Below are 15067 nucleotides of genomic sequence, written 5' to 3'. Positions count from 1 at the left end.
CGGCGGCAATTGCGGCGCTCCATTCAGTTACCATCGGTAGAACAACCTTGCGCCGTTAACGCTTTGTTTGCAAGGCAGGTATAGGCCTTATGTGGCGGACGGAAGATTTCGCCATGCGTGAAATTTTCTATGATCGAAGTCGATTTTCCTGCCTTGCCGAATGGCTGCATCGGAACGGCTTGGGTGCCCCCCGATCAAGCGCACCTCCGCAAGGCGAGGCGGCAGTCCGCAAGAATCGAGCTCGTCCGGTCACATGAGGCGCAAGACATGTCCTGGTTCACCAATCTCCGCATCGGCGGAAAGCTGTTGACGGCATTCGGCACCCTGATCGTCATCATCGGTGCGATCAGCCTTGCCAACTACACCACGCTGTCGTCCATCCAATCCTCCATCGGCTGGACGATCCACACCTACCGCGTGATCCAGACCACCGACGCGGTGCTGGCGGCGATGGTCGACCAGGAGACCGGACTGCGCGGCTATCTGGTCAGCGGCGACCAGGCATTCCTGGAGCCCTATCGCAAGGGTGAACAGGCGTTCGACCGCGCCCTGGCGGAGGTGAAGTCGCTGACCTCCAACAACCCGCAGCAGCAGGCCCGGCTGGAAGAACTGCGCAAACACGCCGCCACCTGGCGCCAGACCGTGGCGGAAAAGGAAATCGCCCTGATGTCCAAGGCCGAATCGCGCGAGGAAGCCCGCGCGATGGAAGCGAAGGCGCTGGGCAAGGCCTCGATGGACAGTATCCGCGCGTTGGTCACGCAGATCGAAGACACCGAGCGGGCGCTGCTGACCCTGCGCAAGGACGAACAGAAGGCCGCCTTCTCGGCCGGCTATCTCACCGCCATCGTCGGCGCGCTGGTTTCCGTTCTGGTCGCCGTGACCGCCGGAATGGTGCTGCGCGGGGCCATCGCCTCGCCCATCGTCGCCATGACCGCCGCCATGGGCCGTCTGGCCGGCGGCGAACGGACGGTCGAGGTCCCGGGCGTCGGGCGCAAGGACGAGGTCGGCGCCATGGCCGAAGCCATGGATGTCTTCAAGCGCAAGGCCATCGAGGCCGACAGCCTCGCAACCGCCCAGCGCGCCGAGGAAGAAGCCAAGGCCCGCCGCGCCGCCCGGTTGGAGGAGCTGATGCGCAGCTTCGAAGGCAATGTTACCGCGGTGGTGCAGAGCCTGTCGGGGGCGGCGACCCAGATGCAGCAGTCGGCCGGCATGCTGACCAGCACCGCCGACGAGACCAACCGGCAGAGCACCACGGTCGCGTCGGCCGCCGAGCAGGCCTCCGCCAACGTCCAGACCGTCGCCGCCGCGGCGGAGGAACTGTCCTCCTCCATCGCCGAGATCGGCCGTCAGGTCTCGCAGTCGACCCGCGTCGCCGAACAGGCGGTCAGCGGCGCCAGCCGGGCCAACGGCGTCGTCTCCGGACTTGCCGACGGCGCGCAGAAGATCGGCGAGGTGGTGGACCTCATCAACAACATCGCGGCGCAGACCAACCTGCTGGCGCTCAACGCCACGATCGAGGCGGCGCGCGCCGGCGAAGCGGGCAAGGGCTTCGCGGTGGTGGCGAGCGAGGTGAAGAGCCTGGCCAACCAGACGGCGAAGGCCACGGAGGATATCACCGGCCAGATCGCCACCATCCAAGGCGCGACCCGCGAGGCGGTTTCCGCCATCGAGGAGATCGGCCGAATCATCACGGAGATCAGCCAGATCTCGGCGACCATCGCCTCGGCGGTGGAACAGCAGAGCGCGGCGACCCAGGAAATCAGCCGCAACGTCCAGGAAGCGGCCCAGGGCACCCAGCAGGTGACCAGCAACATCGTCGGCGTCACCCGCGCGGCCGGCGACACCGGCCGCGCCGCCGGCGAGGTCCGCAGCGTCGCCGACCACCTCAGCACCGAATCGACCCGCCTGCGTCAGGAGGTGGAGAGCTTCCTGAGCGGGGTGAAGGCGGCGTGAGGGGAGAATTGGGGGGAGGAGTTTTGCCCCTCCCCCCGCAATGCCTCAGTGCGACAGCAGCAGCGGCACCGGGCAGGTGCGCAGGACGTGGCGCGTCCCGCTGCCGCGATGCAGGAACGGGAAGCCGTAATGGCCGTGGGCGCCCATCACCAGCAGGTCGGCGCCGGTGTCCATGGCACGGGCCAGCAGGGCGTCCATCGCGCCGATGTCGTTGACCGTGAAGTGGGTCTGTTCCGCCTTCACGCCATGGAAGGCGAGATGGTCGAGCAGCCCGACCCGCGGCGCTTCCGGCGCGGCGTTCGAGGCCTGGGTCAACACGGTGATGACCGTTACCTCGGATGCCTTCTCCAGCATCGGCATGGCGTCGGACAGGGCGCGGGCGGCCTCGCGCTCCGCATTCCAGGCGACGGCGACGCGCTTGCCGATCACCGGGAAGCGGCCGGCATAGGGGACGACCAGCACCGGGCGGCCGGAGTTCAGCACCACCTGCTCGTTCAGTTCCTCCGGCGCGGCCTGCGATCCGGCCTCGCGGTCATACTGGCCCAGCACCGTCAGGTCGGCGAAGCGCGACCAGATGATGACCTCGCGGATCACGTGGTTGTATTCGCCGTGGGTCAGACCGTGCCAATGGCCCTGCAGGCCGGACGCGGCGAGCTTCTCGTTGAACAGCGCCTCGCTGCGCGCCGCCGCCTCGACCAGATGGTCGCTGGACCGGCGGGCGATCACGCTGCTGGCGTTGCGGTCGCCCTGCGCGAACAGACCGCGCAGGAAGGCGCCGTGGCTCTGCGCCAGCGCGATGGCGGCGTCGAGTCGCGCCTCGACATGCGGGCTGCTGTCGAGATGGACGAGGATATGCTTGTAGGTCATGCGGGTCCTCCCGGTATGAAGTGCGAAGTCTTGCGACGTCTGCCGTTTTCCGTGGGGCCGATGCCATGGGGTGGATGGCCGGCCCAACGGATTGTTTCATATGCATCATGTTTAACCGCGCGGCGTTCGTCCAGCAGCCATCGTCCAGCCTGCGGTGAAAGGTCGCAACGGCTGAGACGCATCGCCCGGCGGCGGTCAGGCGTCGCGGAACCGTCCATAGGTGTAGTGCGCCGCGCAGGCGCCTTCGGCCGAGACCATGCAGGACCCCATCGGGTTTTCCGGGGTGCAGACGGTGTCGAACAGCTTGCAGTCGACCGGCCGTTTCACCCCGCGCAGGATGGCGCCGCAATCGCAGCCCTTGTGGTCGGGCACGCTGGCCCCGGCGATGGGAAAGCGCCGCTCGGCGTCGAAGGCGGCATAGGCCTCGCGCAGCTTCAGCCCGCTGTGCGGGATGCTGCCCAGGCCGCGCCATTCGAAGCTCGGCCGGGTCTCGAAGATCTCCAGCACCAGCGCCTGGGCCTTGCGGTTGCCGTCGGCGGTGACGGCGCGGGTGAACTGGTTCTCCACCTCCGCCCGCCCGTCGTTGATCTGGCGGACCAGCATCAGGATGGATTGCAGCACGTCCAGCGGCTCGAACCCGGAGATCACCACCGGCTTGCCGTGTTCGACCGCGGCGGGGGCGTAGGCTTCCGACCCGATGACGACGGAGACATGGGCCGGCCCGACGAACCCGTCGAGCGACAGCCCCTCGTCCGCCCCCGCCAAAATGCCCTGGATGGCCGAGGGGGTGAGCACATGATTGCAGAAGACGGAGAAGTTGGTCAGCCCCTGCGCCGCCGCCGCCCGCACCGCCAGCGCGGTGGGCGGAGTCGTCGTCTCGAAGCCGATGGCGAGGAACACCACCTGCCGGTCGGGGTTCTCAGCGGCGATGCGCACCGCCGCGTCGGCCGACACCACCATGCGCACGTCGGCGCCCTGCGCCTTGGCCTTCAGCAGGCTGAGCCGCCCCGACCCCGGTACCCGCATGACGTCGCCGTAGGTGCACAGCGTCACCTCCGGCCGGCGGGCCAGCGCGATGGCGTCGTCGATCCGCCCGACCGGCAGGACGCAGACCGGGCAGCCCGGCCCGTGGATCATGCGCACATTGTCCGGCAGCAGGTCGGGAATGCCATAGCGGGAGATGGCGTGGGTGTGGCCGCCGCAGAACTCCATCAGGTGATAGGAGCGGTCAGCCCGCACCTCCCGCGCGATGGCGGCGGCGACGTTGCGGGCAAGCACCGGATCGCGGAACTCATCGACATATTTCATGGTCGCTCCCTCTGCCCCGCCATTTCACCCGCAAGGCTGATCGTATGCGTTGATACGGATCAAGAGGGAAGTTCGGCTTTCCGTTCGCTTGGCCGTGAGCCTGGCCGTACGCGTTGCGCGTGCCGCTACACCTTGTAGGCCAGCCGCAGCCCGCCCCAATGGCGGCCGCGGACGGTGACGGGGGCGGAGACGTCCTTCATCAGGGTGTATTTCCCGCCGCCCATGTCGCGCCGATAGGTCTGCAGCAGGAAGGGCTTGGTGTTGCGCCCGGCGGCCAGACCGACGCGGTCGTTGAAGATGCGGCGGTTGCGGCAGTTGGCGGCGTTCCACACCGGGTCACGGCCCTGCGGCTGGCTGAACTGGCGGTTGTGGGTGGGCAGATAGCCGTTCTCGTCGATCGCCACGCAGAAGACGATGCGGCTGTTGGCCGCCAGCACCGGTTCCTGGATTCCCGGCAGCACGCGGTCGCACAGCTGGGTGTAGCGGGTCAGCATCTGCTGCGGGTCCGATCCGGCGATCGGCTGGTAATTGCGGTCGAACAGGTCGGATTCATTGATGTCGCCGCGGGCCAGCGCGTCCTCGAAGGCGGCGGACACCTTGGCGGCGGCATCCTTGACCGCGGCGATGAAGGGGGTATCGACCGTCTCGATGTTCAGTTCGGCGGTGATGCCGATCAGACGCTCGCTCATGCCGACCAGATTGTTCACCCGGTCGCGCGCCTGCGCCAGATTGTCGCTGGACAGCTTCACGCCCGCCGCCAGATCGGTGATCTCGCGCTCCAGCTCGCCGCAGTTGCCGCCGATCTCGGCGGAGGCGGCGTCGATCTTGTCGGTCTCGCCGTTCAGTTCGCGCATGGCGCGGCCGACCGTCTCGATCACCGTGCCGATCGCGGTGGTGCCCTCGCTGACCGCGCGGGCCTTGGCGGCGCTGGCCGCGCTTTCCGCCATCAGGCGCTGGGCCTGCTCGTTCAGCACCTTCAGCGTCGAGTCGATTTCCGTCGTCGCCTCGCTGGTCTTGGTGGACAGCGACTTCACCTCGTTCGCCACCACGGCGAAGCCGCGCCCGGCCTCCCCGGCGCGGGCGGCCTCGATGGTGGCGTTCAGTGCCAGCAGGTTGGTCTGCTTGGCGATGGTGAAGATCTCCTTGGCGACCTTGCCGACGCGGTCCAGCGCCTCGCGCAGCCCGGCGATCTGCCCCTCGATCCCCGTCACCGACGACACCAGCGCATGGATGTCGGACAGCGACTGCTGCACCCGGTCGTGGGAGCTGTCGACCTCCTGCCGCGCCTGCTCGGTGACCGAGCGCGCGACGGCCGACGCCTCCGAAATACGCTGCGTGCTGCGCGACATCTTGGCGCCGGTGTCGCGCAGTTGCGTGAACACCTCCGACTGGTGGGTGACGCGGGCGTTCACATCCTCGATATGGCCGGCGATATCCGCGATCTCGATTCCGAGATTGCCTGCTTCCTGCGCAATGTCCGCGATCAGATGCGGACGAAGCCCAAAGCCACCATCCATCTTGTCCACCATTCTTGCTGTTTTGTAGCCGAGCGCTTTCTCCCAAGAACTATTATTGCGCTTTTGATACAGATTCGCAACGAACGGGGTGCCGGTTTGATGCCAGGCACCCCTGTCCTTTGGTAGGATACCCTAAGGGGAGGACACGCCCGGCGATTGTGCGATACCCCTCGCCCGACGCGAAATGCGGGTTATCCCGCACTACGGCCCCGTATCGCCGGCTGCACCGCCCACAACCACCGGTGCTTCAGCCGGCGATCCGATGATCAAGCCGTTCGTCGGCCAGCCCGGCCGGCTCCTGGTGAACGATGACGTCGGAATTCGCGAAGGCCTCCTGCAGCCGCCGCTCCACCCGGTCGGCGATCTCGTGCGCGGCGGTCAGGCTCAGGTCGCCATCCAGTTCCAGATGCAGTTCGATGAAACAGCCGGTGCCGGCATTGCGCGTGCGCAGGTCATGCAGGCCGCGCACCCCGGGCTCGGCCCGCGCCAGTTCGACGATGCGCCCGCGCTCCTCCTCGGCCAGTTCGCGGTCCATCAGCACGTCCAGCGCGTCGCGCGCCACGCCGCGGGCGCCGTTCAGCAGGAACAGGGCGATGCCGATGCCGAACAGCGGATCGACCACCGTCAGCCCAGTCGCCTCGGTCAGCAGGATGGCGACGATGACCGCGCTGTTCATCAGCAGGTCGCCGGAATAGTGCAGCCGATCCGCCCCGATGGCGACGGAGCCGGTGGCCGACTGCACCCGGCGCTGGAAGGTGATGAGCCCGGCGGTCAGCACGATCGACAGCAGCATCACGGCGATGCCCATCGTGCCTTCGGTGATCGGCTCCGGCCGGATCAGCCGCCGCACCGCCTCGATGCTCAACAGCACCGCGGAGCCGCCGATGAAGGCCGCCTGGGCGAGCGCGGCCAGCGCCTCCGCCTTGCCGTGACCGAAGCGGTGGTTGGCATCGGCCGGGCGCAGGGCGTGGCGCACCCCCAGCAGCGTCACCACCGACGCCATCAGGTCGGTGCAGGAATCGATCAGCGACGACAGGATGCTGACCGATTCGGTCAGCAGATAGGCGGCCAGCTTCGCCGCGATCAGGGTGGAAGCCACCGACACGCTGGCATAGGTGGCATAGCGGCGCAGCCGGTCCGCCGATGCCGCGTCTTGCGCACTGTCGCTCAATGCTCCCCCCCATCGATTTGTCCGGCCGCCCCGGCCGGCGCGCGACCGTAGCGGCCCATCCTTACGGGTCGCTTACGGCCGGCGTGTGCCTGCGGCGCCCCGGTTTACGGATAAAGATGCTCGGTGGTCCAACCCGTCTGCGTGCCGTCGGTCCCCTCGGCGCGCAGGAAGACCAGCCGGTCATGCAGGCGGAACGGGCGGTCGCGCCAGAATTCGATCCGCGACGGCAGCACGCGGAAGCCGGTCCAGTGCGGCGGCCGCGGCACGGTGCCGATGGCGTATTTGGCGGCGAACTGGGCCACGCGCTTCTCCAGCTCCCACCGCCCCTCCAGCGGGCGCGACTGCAGCGAGGCCCAGGCGCCGATGCGGCTTTCGCGCGGGCGGCTTTCGAAATAGGCGTCGGCCTCGGCATCGGTGACGACCTCCACCGGCCCCTCCACCCGCACCTGACGGCGCAGGCTCTTCCAATGGAAGCAAAGGGCGGCGTTCCGATTCGCCAGCAGCTGGGCGCCTTTCCGGCTTTCGGTGTTGGTGTAGAAGACGAAACCGCGCGGATCGATCCCCTTCAGCAGAACCATCCGCACCGACGGGATGCCGTTGGCGTCGGCGGTGGCGAGCGCCATGGCGTTGGGATCGTTCGGTTCGCTCTGCTCCGCCTCCTTCATCCATTCGGCGAAGAGGTCGTAGGGGTCGCGGTCGGTGCTGTCCGTCATGCCTGTGGTCCTGTATCGATAGGGCCCGCGCCGCCGGCCGGCCGGGGGAGCGCGAGCTGGATTCCGTGCAAAAGCGTAAGGGTCACAGCCTCATCACAATTCACAGCAAGCATAGGGTCGCTTATATCACTGTCCACCGCGAAGCCACCGATAAGGTGCCGCGGCAACCAACCTTTTCGAGGCGCAAGGATGTTCGTGAAGAAAGTCGTTCCGGCCATGATCGTCGCCGGCCTGCTGGCCGGCTGCCAGCTGGGTGGCCAGAAGGAAACGATCGGCACGGCGGGCGGCGCGGTCGCCGGCGGCCTGATCGGCTCGCAGATCGGCGGCGGAACCGGCAAGCTGGTGGCGACCGGCGTCGGCACCCTGCTCGGCGCCTTCATCGGCAAGGAGATCGGCAGCTCGCTCGACCGCGCCGACGCCGGCTATGCCGAGACCGCGGCCCGTCAGGCCTACGCCGCCCCGATCGGCGACCGCATCAACTGGAACAACCCGCAGTCGGGCAATTCCGGGACGATCGTCACCACCCGCGACGGCTACAGCAGCGCCGGCACCTATTGCCGCGAGTTCCAGCAGACCATCGTCGTGAAGGGCCGGACGGAGCAGGCGTACGGAACCGCTTGCAAACAGGCCGACGGTACGTGGAAGATCATCGGCAACTCGTAACTCGCCGACCAGCACCCCGCACTCGCAACCTCTGAGCCCCCCTGGGGCGGGAACCCTCTGCCCGTGGCTACGCGCGATCCCTACAGCGTTCTCGGCGTCAGCCGGTCCGCCAGTGCCGACGACATCAAGAAGGCATACCGCAAGCTCGCCAAGCAGCATCACCCGGACCTGAAGCCGGGCGACGCCGCCAACGAGGAACGGTTCAAGGAAATCTCGGCCGCCTACACGCTGCTGTCGGATGCCGAGAAGCGCGCCCGCTACGACCGTGGCGAGATCGACCCGTCGGGGCAGGAACGGCACGCGGGCTTCGGCTCGCGCGGCCGCTCATCCGGCAGCCGCGGCCGGGCCTACAGCAGCACGGCCGACGACACCTTCTTCGGCGGCGGCGACGACTGGTTCTCCGACCTGTTCGGCGGCGGCCGGCGCCGCCCCGGCGGCCCGGGCGCGGGGGCCGGAGCGGGTGCGGGAACCGGCGGCTCCACCGGGCCGCGGGTGCGGGGCAGCGATATCTCCTATTCCGTCACCGTCCCCTTCGTCGAGGCGGCGAACGGGTCGAAGCGCCGGATCAACCTGTCCAACGGCAAGAGCATCGACGTCGCCATCCCGCCCGGGACGGAGAACGAGACGAAGCTGCGCCTGAAGGGCCAGGGCCTGCCCGGCATGGGCGGCATGCCCAACGGCGACGCCATCGTCGAGGTGCATGTCGAATCGCACCCCTACTTCACCCGGCAGGACAGCGACATCCATGTCGAGGTGCCGATCACCCTGAACGAGGCGGTTCTGGGCGCCACCGTCAACGTCCCGACGATCAGCGGCAAGGTGGCGGTGAAGGTTCCGCCCGGCGCCAACACCGGCTCGGTCCTGCGTCTGCGCGGCAAGGGCGTGGTCAATCAGGCCACCAAGCAGCCCGGCGACCAGTATGTGAAGCTGAAGGTTGTCCTGCCCGACCCGCCCGACGCCGAACTGGTCAAGTTCGTCGAGCAATGGGCCAAGACCCGCAGCTACGACGTCCGCAAGAAGGCCGGGCTGGAGTAGAGGGATAGGTGCCCTCTCCCGCCCCGGGAGAGGGAGGGGACCCGCGCCGAAGGCGTGGGGAGGGTGAGGGGTGATCCAAGAATCCCGAAGCGCATGGCTTCGTGCCCCCCCTCACCCTTCCCAAGCTATGCTTGGGCCCCTTCCCTCTCCCGGGGCGGGAGAGGGAGTCACTTCTTAACCGCCCGCAGCGGCACCGGCCCTGCCCCCTGCCCCATCGGTTGCCCCTCCGGCGGCAGATCGTCATTCAGAAGGTTCTTCAGCGGCACGTTCAGCAGGTCGCTCTGCCGGGCCTCGGCGGCGTCCAGCAGGCGGGCGGTGCGCTCCTGCCACGGCAGGTCCAGCCCGCCCAGCCCGTGGACGGAGCCGCGCATGCCGATGCCCAGCGCCTTCATCAGCTCCAGCAACGTCGCCTCGCCCATGTCGCGGGTGACCACCCAGGCGTCGCGCGTGGTGTGGGCAACCCAATGGGCGTCGCGCAGCTGCTCCAGGATGCCGTCGATCAACAGCGTCCCCACCGGCACCCGGCCGACCAGCGTGCGCCGGCGCATGCCGACCCCCAGCCGGCTGGCCTCCATCAGTTCGTGCAGGACGGCCAGCGCCAGCGCCAGCCGCTGGGCCGGCAGCAGCCCCTCCATGCCGCCGCGGGTGACCTTTCCGGCGCGCCATTCCGGCAGGGAAGCGGCGACCACCGCGCCGAACAGCACCGTCGACCAGGCGATGTAGAGCCAGAACAGGAAGATCGGCACCACCGACAGGGCGCCGTAGATGGTCTGGTAGGCCGGATATTCGCGCATGTACCAGCCGAAGATCGCCTTCGACCCTTCCAGCAGGATCGAGCCGATGGCGCCGCCGCACAGCGCGTCCAGCCAGAACACGTCGCGATTCGGGATCACCAGATACAGCAGCGTGCAGCCCAGCAGTTGCAGCCCGAACGGCAGCAGCATGCCGATTCCCGCCAGCGGATGGACCACGCCCTGCAGATGCGCCACCTCCAGCGCGGTCCACAGCGTGCTGGACAGGGACAGGCTGGCGCCGGCGAACAGCGGGGTCAGCGACACCACCGCCCAGAAGGACAGGATGCGGGTCACGTAGGATCGCGGTTCGCGCACGCGCCAGACGGTGGCGAAGGACCCCTCTATCGTCCAGATCAGCAGCACCGCCGACACCGCCAGCCCGATCACGCCGAAGATCGGCATCTGCCCGGCGTTCGCCATGAAGCGGCCGAGATATTCCAGGATCGCGTCGCCGATCTCCGGCACCAGATTCTTGACGAGCGCCGTCTGGATCCGCAGTTGCAGCGCGCTGAATGCCGGGAAGGCGGAGAAGATGGCGAAGCCGATGGTCATCATCGGCACGATGGCCAGCAGCGAGGTATAGGTCAGCGCCGCCGCGGTCTGGAAACAGTTGTCGTTGTAGAAGCGCAGCATCGAATGGCCGAAGAAGCCGCCAAGCTCCCTCAGGCCGGACAGGATGCGGCTGCGCTCCTCCTCCTCCCGCCCGTCACTGTGCTTAGGGTGAGCCATGCGGCGCCTCCTGCGGCGGGACCACCCGCGTCGGTTTGACCGGTGGGCGCTTTCGTGTAGGATGCGCCCCACTTTTCGCGGCTCGTCCCGCAGCACATCCGTCGTTCACGAGGTTCCGATGTCCAATCCGATGCCGCTCATGGCCGGCAAGCGTGGCCTGATCATGGGCGTGGCCAACGATCGTTCGATCGCCTGGGGGATCGCCTCCACCCTGGCCCAGCACGGGGCGGAGCTTGCCTTCACCTATCAGGGCGATGCGCTGCTGAAGCGGGTGAAGCCGCTGGCCGAGCAGGTCGGCGCCAAGCTCGTCCTGCCCTGCGACGTGACGGACGAGGCCAGCATCGACGCGACCTTCGCCGCCATCGAACAGGAATGGGGCAAGCTGGACTTCGTGGTTCATGCCATCGCCTTTTCCGACAAGAACGAGCTGGACGGGCTGTACCTGGACACGACGCGGGCCAACTTCCTGCGCACCATGGACATCTCCTGCTACTCCTTCACCGCGGTGGCGCAGCGCGCCGTGCCGCTGATGAAGGACGGCGGCAGCCTGCTCACTCTATCCTACTACGGCGCCGAGCGCGTCATGCCCCATTACAACGTGATGGGTGTCGCCAAGGCGGCGCTGGAGGCCAGCGTGCGTTACCTGGCCGTCGATCTGGGTGGCCGCAACATCCGTGTCAACGCCATCTCCGCCGGTCCGATCAAGACTCTGGCCGCCAGCGGCATCGGCGACTTCCGCTATATCCTGAAGTGGAACGAGCTGAACGCCCCGCTGAAGCGCAACGTCACCATCCAGGAGGTCGGCGGCGCCGGCCTGTTCCTGATGTCCGATCTGGGCAGCGGCGTCACCGGCGAGGTGATGCATGTCGACAGCGGCTATCACACCGTCGGCATGGTCGCGGTGGACGAGGCGGCCGAGGTCGCCAGCCTGCTGGGCTCGCTGGGCGGCACGCCGAAGGCCGGCTGAAATCCGGTCGGTTGAGCCGGAGAACGGCGCCCGCAATCGCATGATGAAGAGAGGGATCGGTCCGCCGATCCCTCTTTGCGTTTGCAAAAACGGCGTTTATGATTTGCGCAATATTCGCGGATTTGGGTAATATTCATGCGCGCTCGCAAGAAAATGGACTCGGTTTCTCCGATCCTTGAGCAGATCCTCTATGGCGGATCCAGCGTGTCGATGAATCTCATCGCCATCACGCGCGAGATTCCGGAAGAGCAGCGCATGTTCAAGGCCCAGGGCCTGAACAACTGCATCCTGTTCAAATACCCGAACTTCGACGACCGCGAAGACGACGGCGGCGACCCCATCGCCGAGGATGAGGATCTGGAGGGCGGCAGCCGGCCTGTCGAAACCGGAATCTATGTGCCGCACAACGCCAGGTCGCCCGAATCCGGCGGCGTCGCCGTCTATCTGCGCGGCCGCAACAGCGATACGCTGCTGGAAGAGCAATTCGGCATCAAGCACGGTCCGCAAGAGAACGGCATCATCGGCGACATGAAGATGCTGTCGATGATCGACGACGTGCCGTCGCTCGACGCCTTCCTGCTGAAGACCTGTTTCGAGGCGGAAAAGGTCAACATCGATCCGCGCCATTGGCTGATCTCCAACGAGGAGGACCACCAGCTCCGCCGCCTGATTCGCGCCCGCATCGAGCCGATCGTTCGCAAGGCGCTGTCCGGCAGCCAGGGCAACGCCCAGAGCATCGAACGCTTCCTCGAGGCCATCTGGAATCCCAATCTGGAAGAGGCCGGCCTGTTCGTCTCCGCCTTCGGCATCGAACGGTCGGAGGCCGACACCATCTTCAGCGCCTGGAAGGGCACCACCTTCTACGAATACCAGCTGCGCCGCATCGCCCCGCGCGCCCGCGTCATCCTGACCTGGCTGAAGTCGCGCGAGTGCATCCCGGTCGACATCCGCATGCACAAGCCCTACGAGACCCAGTTGCTGATGCACATCGAGAAGGTGGGCAAGCTGCTGGAAACCACTTTGCTCGACATCCGCACCATCCTGTCGGACTACGAGACCGCCTTCAGCAGCTTCATGAACGGCCAGCCGGAGCCGTTCCGCGACTACCTGCGCAGCATCCGCTCGCGCTACTGGCTGCTCGGCTACTGCGTCTCGGCGCTGACCAGCGTCGCCCATCTGGACGCCCGCTGCATGAAGAACACGCCCTCGCGCAAGCTGTACTTCGAGGGCATGCAGAAGCTGCTGCGCCAGTTCGACGTCGCACTGGACCGTCGCCGCGAACAGAAGGGCGCGCTCTGAGGGTCAGGAGGACAAAGCGCTCTCCACCTCAGAAACTCTCCCAACAAAAAAGGCGGCGCCTCGCAGCGCCGCCTTCTTCATGTCAGCCCTTGAAAGCCCTCAAGTGCCCTGCGGTTCCGGACCGATGCCGCCGCTCTCCTGCCCGCTGCTGGGCGGGACGGAGGACCGGCGGCCGCTGCCGGTGGTCGGACGCGGCGGGACGGGCATCGTCTCGCGGTCGTCGTCGCGCAGGATCGGCTCGCCGCGCAGCAGACGGTTGATCTCGTCGCCGCTCAGCGTCTCGTACTCCAGCAGGCCCTTGGCCAGGGTGTGCAGCTGGTCGATGTTCTCGGTCAGGATGGTCCGGGCGCGGTCGTAGCTCTCGTCCACGATGCGGCGGATTTCCTCGTCGACCAACTGGGCGGTGCGGTCGGACATGTTCTTGTGCTGGGTCACCGAATGGCCCAGGAACACCTCCTGCGTCGGCTCGCCGTAGAGCAGCGGGCCGAGCTTGTCGCTCATGCCCCACTCCGTCACCATGCGGCGCGACATCTCGGTCGCCATCTTGATGTCGCCCGAGGCGCCGGTGGTCACCCGCTCCTTGCCGAAGATCAGCTCTTCGGCGATGCGGCCGCCCATGGCCACCGTCAGGTCGGCCAGCAGCTTGGCCTGCGACAGGCTGATGCGGTCGCCTTCCGGCAGGCGCATCACCATGCCCAGCGCACGACCGCGCGGGATGATCGTGGCCTTGTGGACCGGGTCGCTGTCGACGCAGTGGATGGCGCAGATGGCGTGGCCGGCCTCGTGGTAGGCGGTCAGCTTCTTCTCGTCCTCGGTCATCACCATGGAGCGGCGTTCCGCACCCATCATGACCTTGTCCTTCGCGGCCTCGAACTCTGCCATGCCGACGACGCGCTTGCCGATGCGGGCGGCCAGCAGCGCCGCCTCGTTGACGAGGTTCGCCAGATCGGCGCCGGAGAAGCCGGGGGTGCCGCGGGCGATGACCTTGGCGTCGACGTCCGGCGACAGCGGGACCTTCCGCATGTGGACCTTGAGGATCTTCTCGCGGCCCAGCACGTCGGGGTTCGGCACCACGACCTGACGGTCGAAACGGCCCGGACGCAGCAGAGCGGGATCGAGAACGTCCGGACGGTTGGTCGCGGCGATCAGGATCACCCCCTCGTTCGCTTCGAAGCCGTCCATCTCGACCAGCAGCTGGTTGAGGGTCTGCTCACGCTCGTCGTTGCCGCCGCCCAGGCCGGCGCCGCGATGGCGGCCGACCGCGTCGATCTCGTCGATGAAGATGATGCAGGGAGCGTTCTTCTTGCCCTGTTCGAACATGTCGCGGACGCGGGAGGCGCCGACGCCGACGAACATCTCCACGAAGTCCGAACCGGAAATGGTGAAGAACGGGACATTGGCTTCGCCGGCCACCGCACGGGCGGTCAGCGTCTTACCGGTACCGGGAGGGCCGACGAGCAGGCAGCCCTTCGGGATCTTGCCGCCCAGCCGCTGGAACTTCTGCGGGTCCTTCAGGAACTCGACGATTTCCGTCAGCTCCTGCTTGGCCTCGTCGATGCCAGCGACGTCGTCGAAGGTCACGCGCCCGACCTTCTCGGTCAGCAGGCGGGCCCGCGACTTGCCGAAGCCCATCGCCTTGCCGCCGCCGGACTGCATCTGGCGCATGAAGAAGATCCAGACGCCGATCAGCAGAAGCATCGGGAACCAGGACAGCAGAACCGAGAACAGCGACGGCACGTTGCTGTCGTCGGGGACCGCATTGATCCGGACATTCTTGTTGGTCAGGCGCTCCACCAGACCCGCTTCGGGCGGGACATAGGTGCTGAAGGAGCGGCCGTCCGAGAAATGGCCCGAAACCTGGTTGCCCTTGATCGTCACGTCTGCAACCTGGCCCCGGTCCACTTCGGCGAGAAGCTCGCTGAACGGAACGGTCGTTTGCGGGCTGCGGGTGGAAGAACTCTGGAACAGATTGAACAGGGCCACGAGCAGCAGCCCTATGATGATCCAGAGCGCGAGGTTCTTGCCGAAATTGTTCACGTCACACGCCTTTC

Annotated in this window: 12 protein-coding genes; 5 read left to right on the top strand and 7 right to left on the bottom strand. The window is 67.2% G+C overall.

All coding sequences use genetic code 11. From position 1 onward, the window contains the following. Nucleotides 1–267 precede the first annotated feature (267 nt). A complete protein-coding gene (locus tag PWS46_RS03980) occupies nucleotides 268–1953 on the top strand; it encodes a methyl-accepting chemotaxis protein (protein ID WP_434618348.1) in 1686 nt (561 codons plus the stop codon). 45 nt (nucleotides 1954–1998) lie between these two features. Here the strand turns inward: PWS46_RS03980 and PWS46_RS03975 are convergent, their stop codons facing one another. The 5 genes from PWS46_RS03975 to pdxH all read right to left on the bottom strand — a co-directional run bounded on the left by PWS46_RS03975 (nucleotide 1999) and on the right by pdxH (nucleotide 7529). Continuing rightward, nucleotides 1999–2820, bottom strand: coding sequence for a universal stress protein (locus PWS46_RS03975; protein WP_434618345.1), 822 nt, complete (start codon nucleotides 2818–2820; stop codon nucleotides 1999–2001). Nucleotides 2821–3015: 195 nt separating this feature from the next. Then, on the bottom strand, nucleotides 3016–4128 hold the full coding sequence (gene hypD, locus PWS46_RS03970) for a hydrogenase formation protein HypD (RefSeq protein ID WP_434618342.1): 1113 nt from the start codon (nucleotides 4126–4128) through the stop codon (nucleotides 3016–3018). 125 nt (nucleotides 4129–4253) lie between these two features. Further along, nucleotides 4254–5645 carry a methyl-accepting chemotaxis protein gene (locus tag PWS46_RS03965; protein WP_434618339.1) on the bottom strand — a complete coding sequence of 464 codons (1392 nt, stop codon included), beginning with the start codon at nucleotides 5643–5645 and terminating at the stop codon, nucleotides 4254–4256. A gap of 247 nt (nucleotides 5646–5892) precedes the next feature. Further along, nucleotides 5893–6816 (bottom strand): cation diffusion facilitator family transporter, encoded by a 924-nt coding sequence (locus PWS46_RS03960; protein WP_434618336.1) that lies wholly within the window; start codon nucleotides 6814–6816, stop codon nucleotides 5893–5895. 104 nt (nucleotides 6817–6920) lie between these two features. Further along, entirely contained in the window at nucleotides 6921–7529 is a 609-nt protein-coding gene (pdxH, locus tag PWS46_RS03955; protein WP_434618333.1) for a pyridoxamine 5'-phosphate oxidase, read from the bottom strand. Nucleotides 7530–7718: 189 nt separating this feature from the next. Between pdxH and PWS46_RS03950 the strand changes: the two genes are divergently transcribed. Then, complete coding sequence (locus PWS46_RS03950; RefSeq protein WP_434618330.1) at nucleotides 7719–8192, top strand: RT0821/Lpp0805 family surface protein; 474 nt, start codon at nucleotides 7719–7721, stop codon at nucleotides 8190–8192. Between the two features lie 63 nt (nucleotides 8193–8255). Continuing rightward, nucleotides 8256–9227 carry a DnaJ C-terminal domain-containing protein gene (locus PWS46_RS03945; protein WP_434618327.1) on the top strand — a complete coding sequence of 324 codons (972 nt, stop codon included), beginning with the start codon at nucleotides 8256–8258 and terminating at the stop codon, nucleotides 9225–9227. 167 nt (nucleotides 9228–9394) lie between these two features. Here the strand turns inward: PWS46_RS03945 and PWS46_RS03940 are convergent, their stop codons facing one another. Beyond that, a complete protein-coding gene (locus PWS46_RS03940) occupies nucleotides 9395–10750 on the bottom strand; it encodes a YihY family inner membrane protein (protein ID WP_434618324.1) in 1356 nt (451 codons plus the stop codon). 118 nt (nucleotides 10751–10868) lie between these two features. On the opposite strand from PWS46_RS03940, the gene fabI reads away from it, so the two are divergent. Both fabI and PWS46_RS03930 read left to right on the top strand, forming a co-directional pair. Beyond that, complete coding sequence (gene fabI, locus PWS46_RS03935; RefSeq protein WP_434618321.1) at nucleotides 10869–11717, top strand: enoyl-ACP reductase FabI; 849 nt, start codon at nucleotides 10869–10871, stop codon at nucleotides 11715–11717. Nucleotides 11718–11927: 210 nt separating this feature from the next. After that, nucleotides 11928–13016, top strand: coding sequence for a hypothetical protein (locus PWS46_RS03930; protein WP_434619892.1), 1089 nt, complete (start codon nucleotides 11928–11930; stop codon nucleotides 13014–13016). Between the two features lie 99 nt (nucleotides 13017–13115). Here the strand turns inward: PWS46_RS03930 and ftsH are convergent, their stop codons facing one another. Beyond that, nucleotides 13116–15053, bottom strand: coding sequence for an ATP-dependent zinc metalloprotease FtsH (gene ftsH / locus PWS46_RS03925; RefSeq protein WP_434618318.1), 1938 nt, complete (start codon nucleotides 15051–15053; stop codon nucleotides 13116–13118). Between the last annotated feature and the right edge of the window lie 14 nt (nucleotides 15054–15067).

Origin of the sequence: Azospirillum sp. B2RO_4 (genome assembly GCF_051124815.1) — a bacterium.
In the GTDB taxonomy this organism is placed as follows: Bacteria; Pseudomonadota; Alphaproteobacteria; order Azospirillales; family Azospirillaceae; genus Azospirillum.
This window is presented reverse-complemented; position numbering and strand designations above follow the sequence as displayed.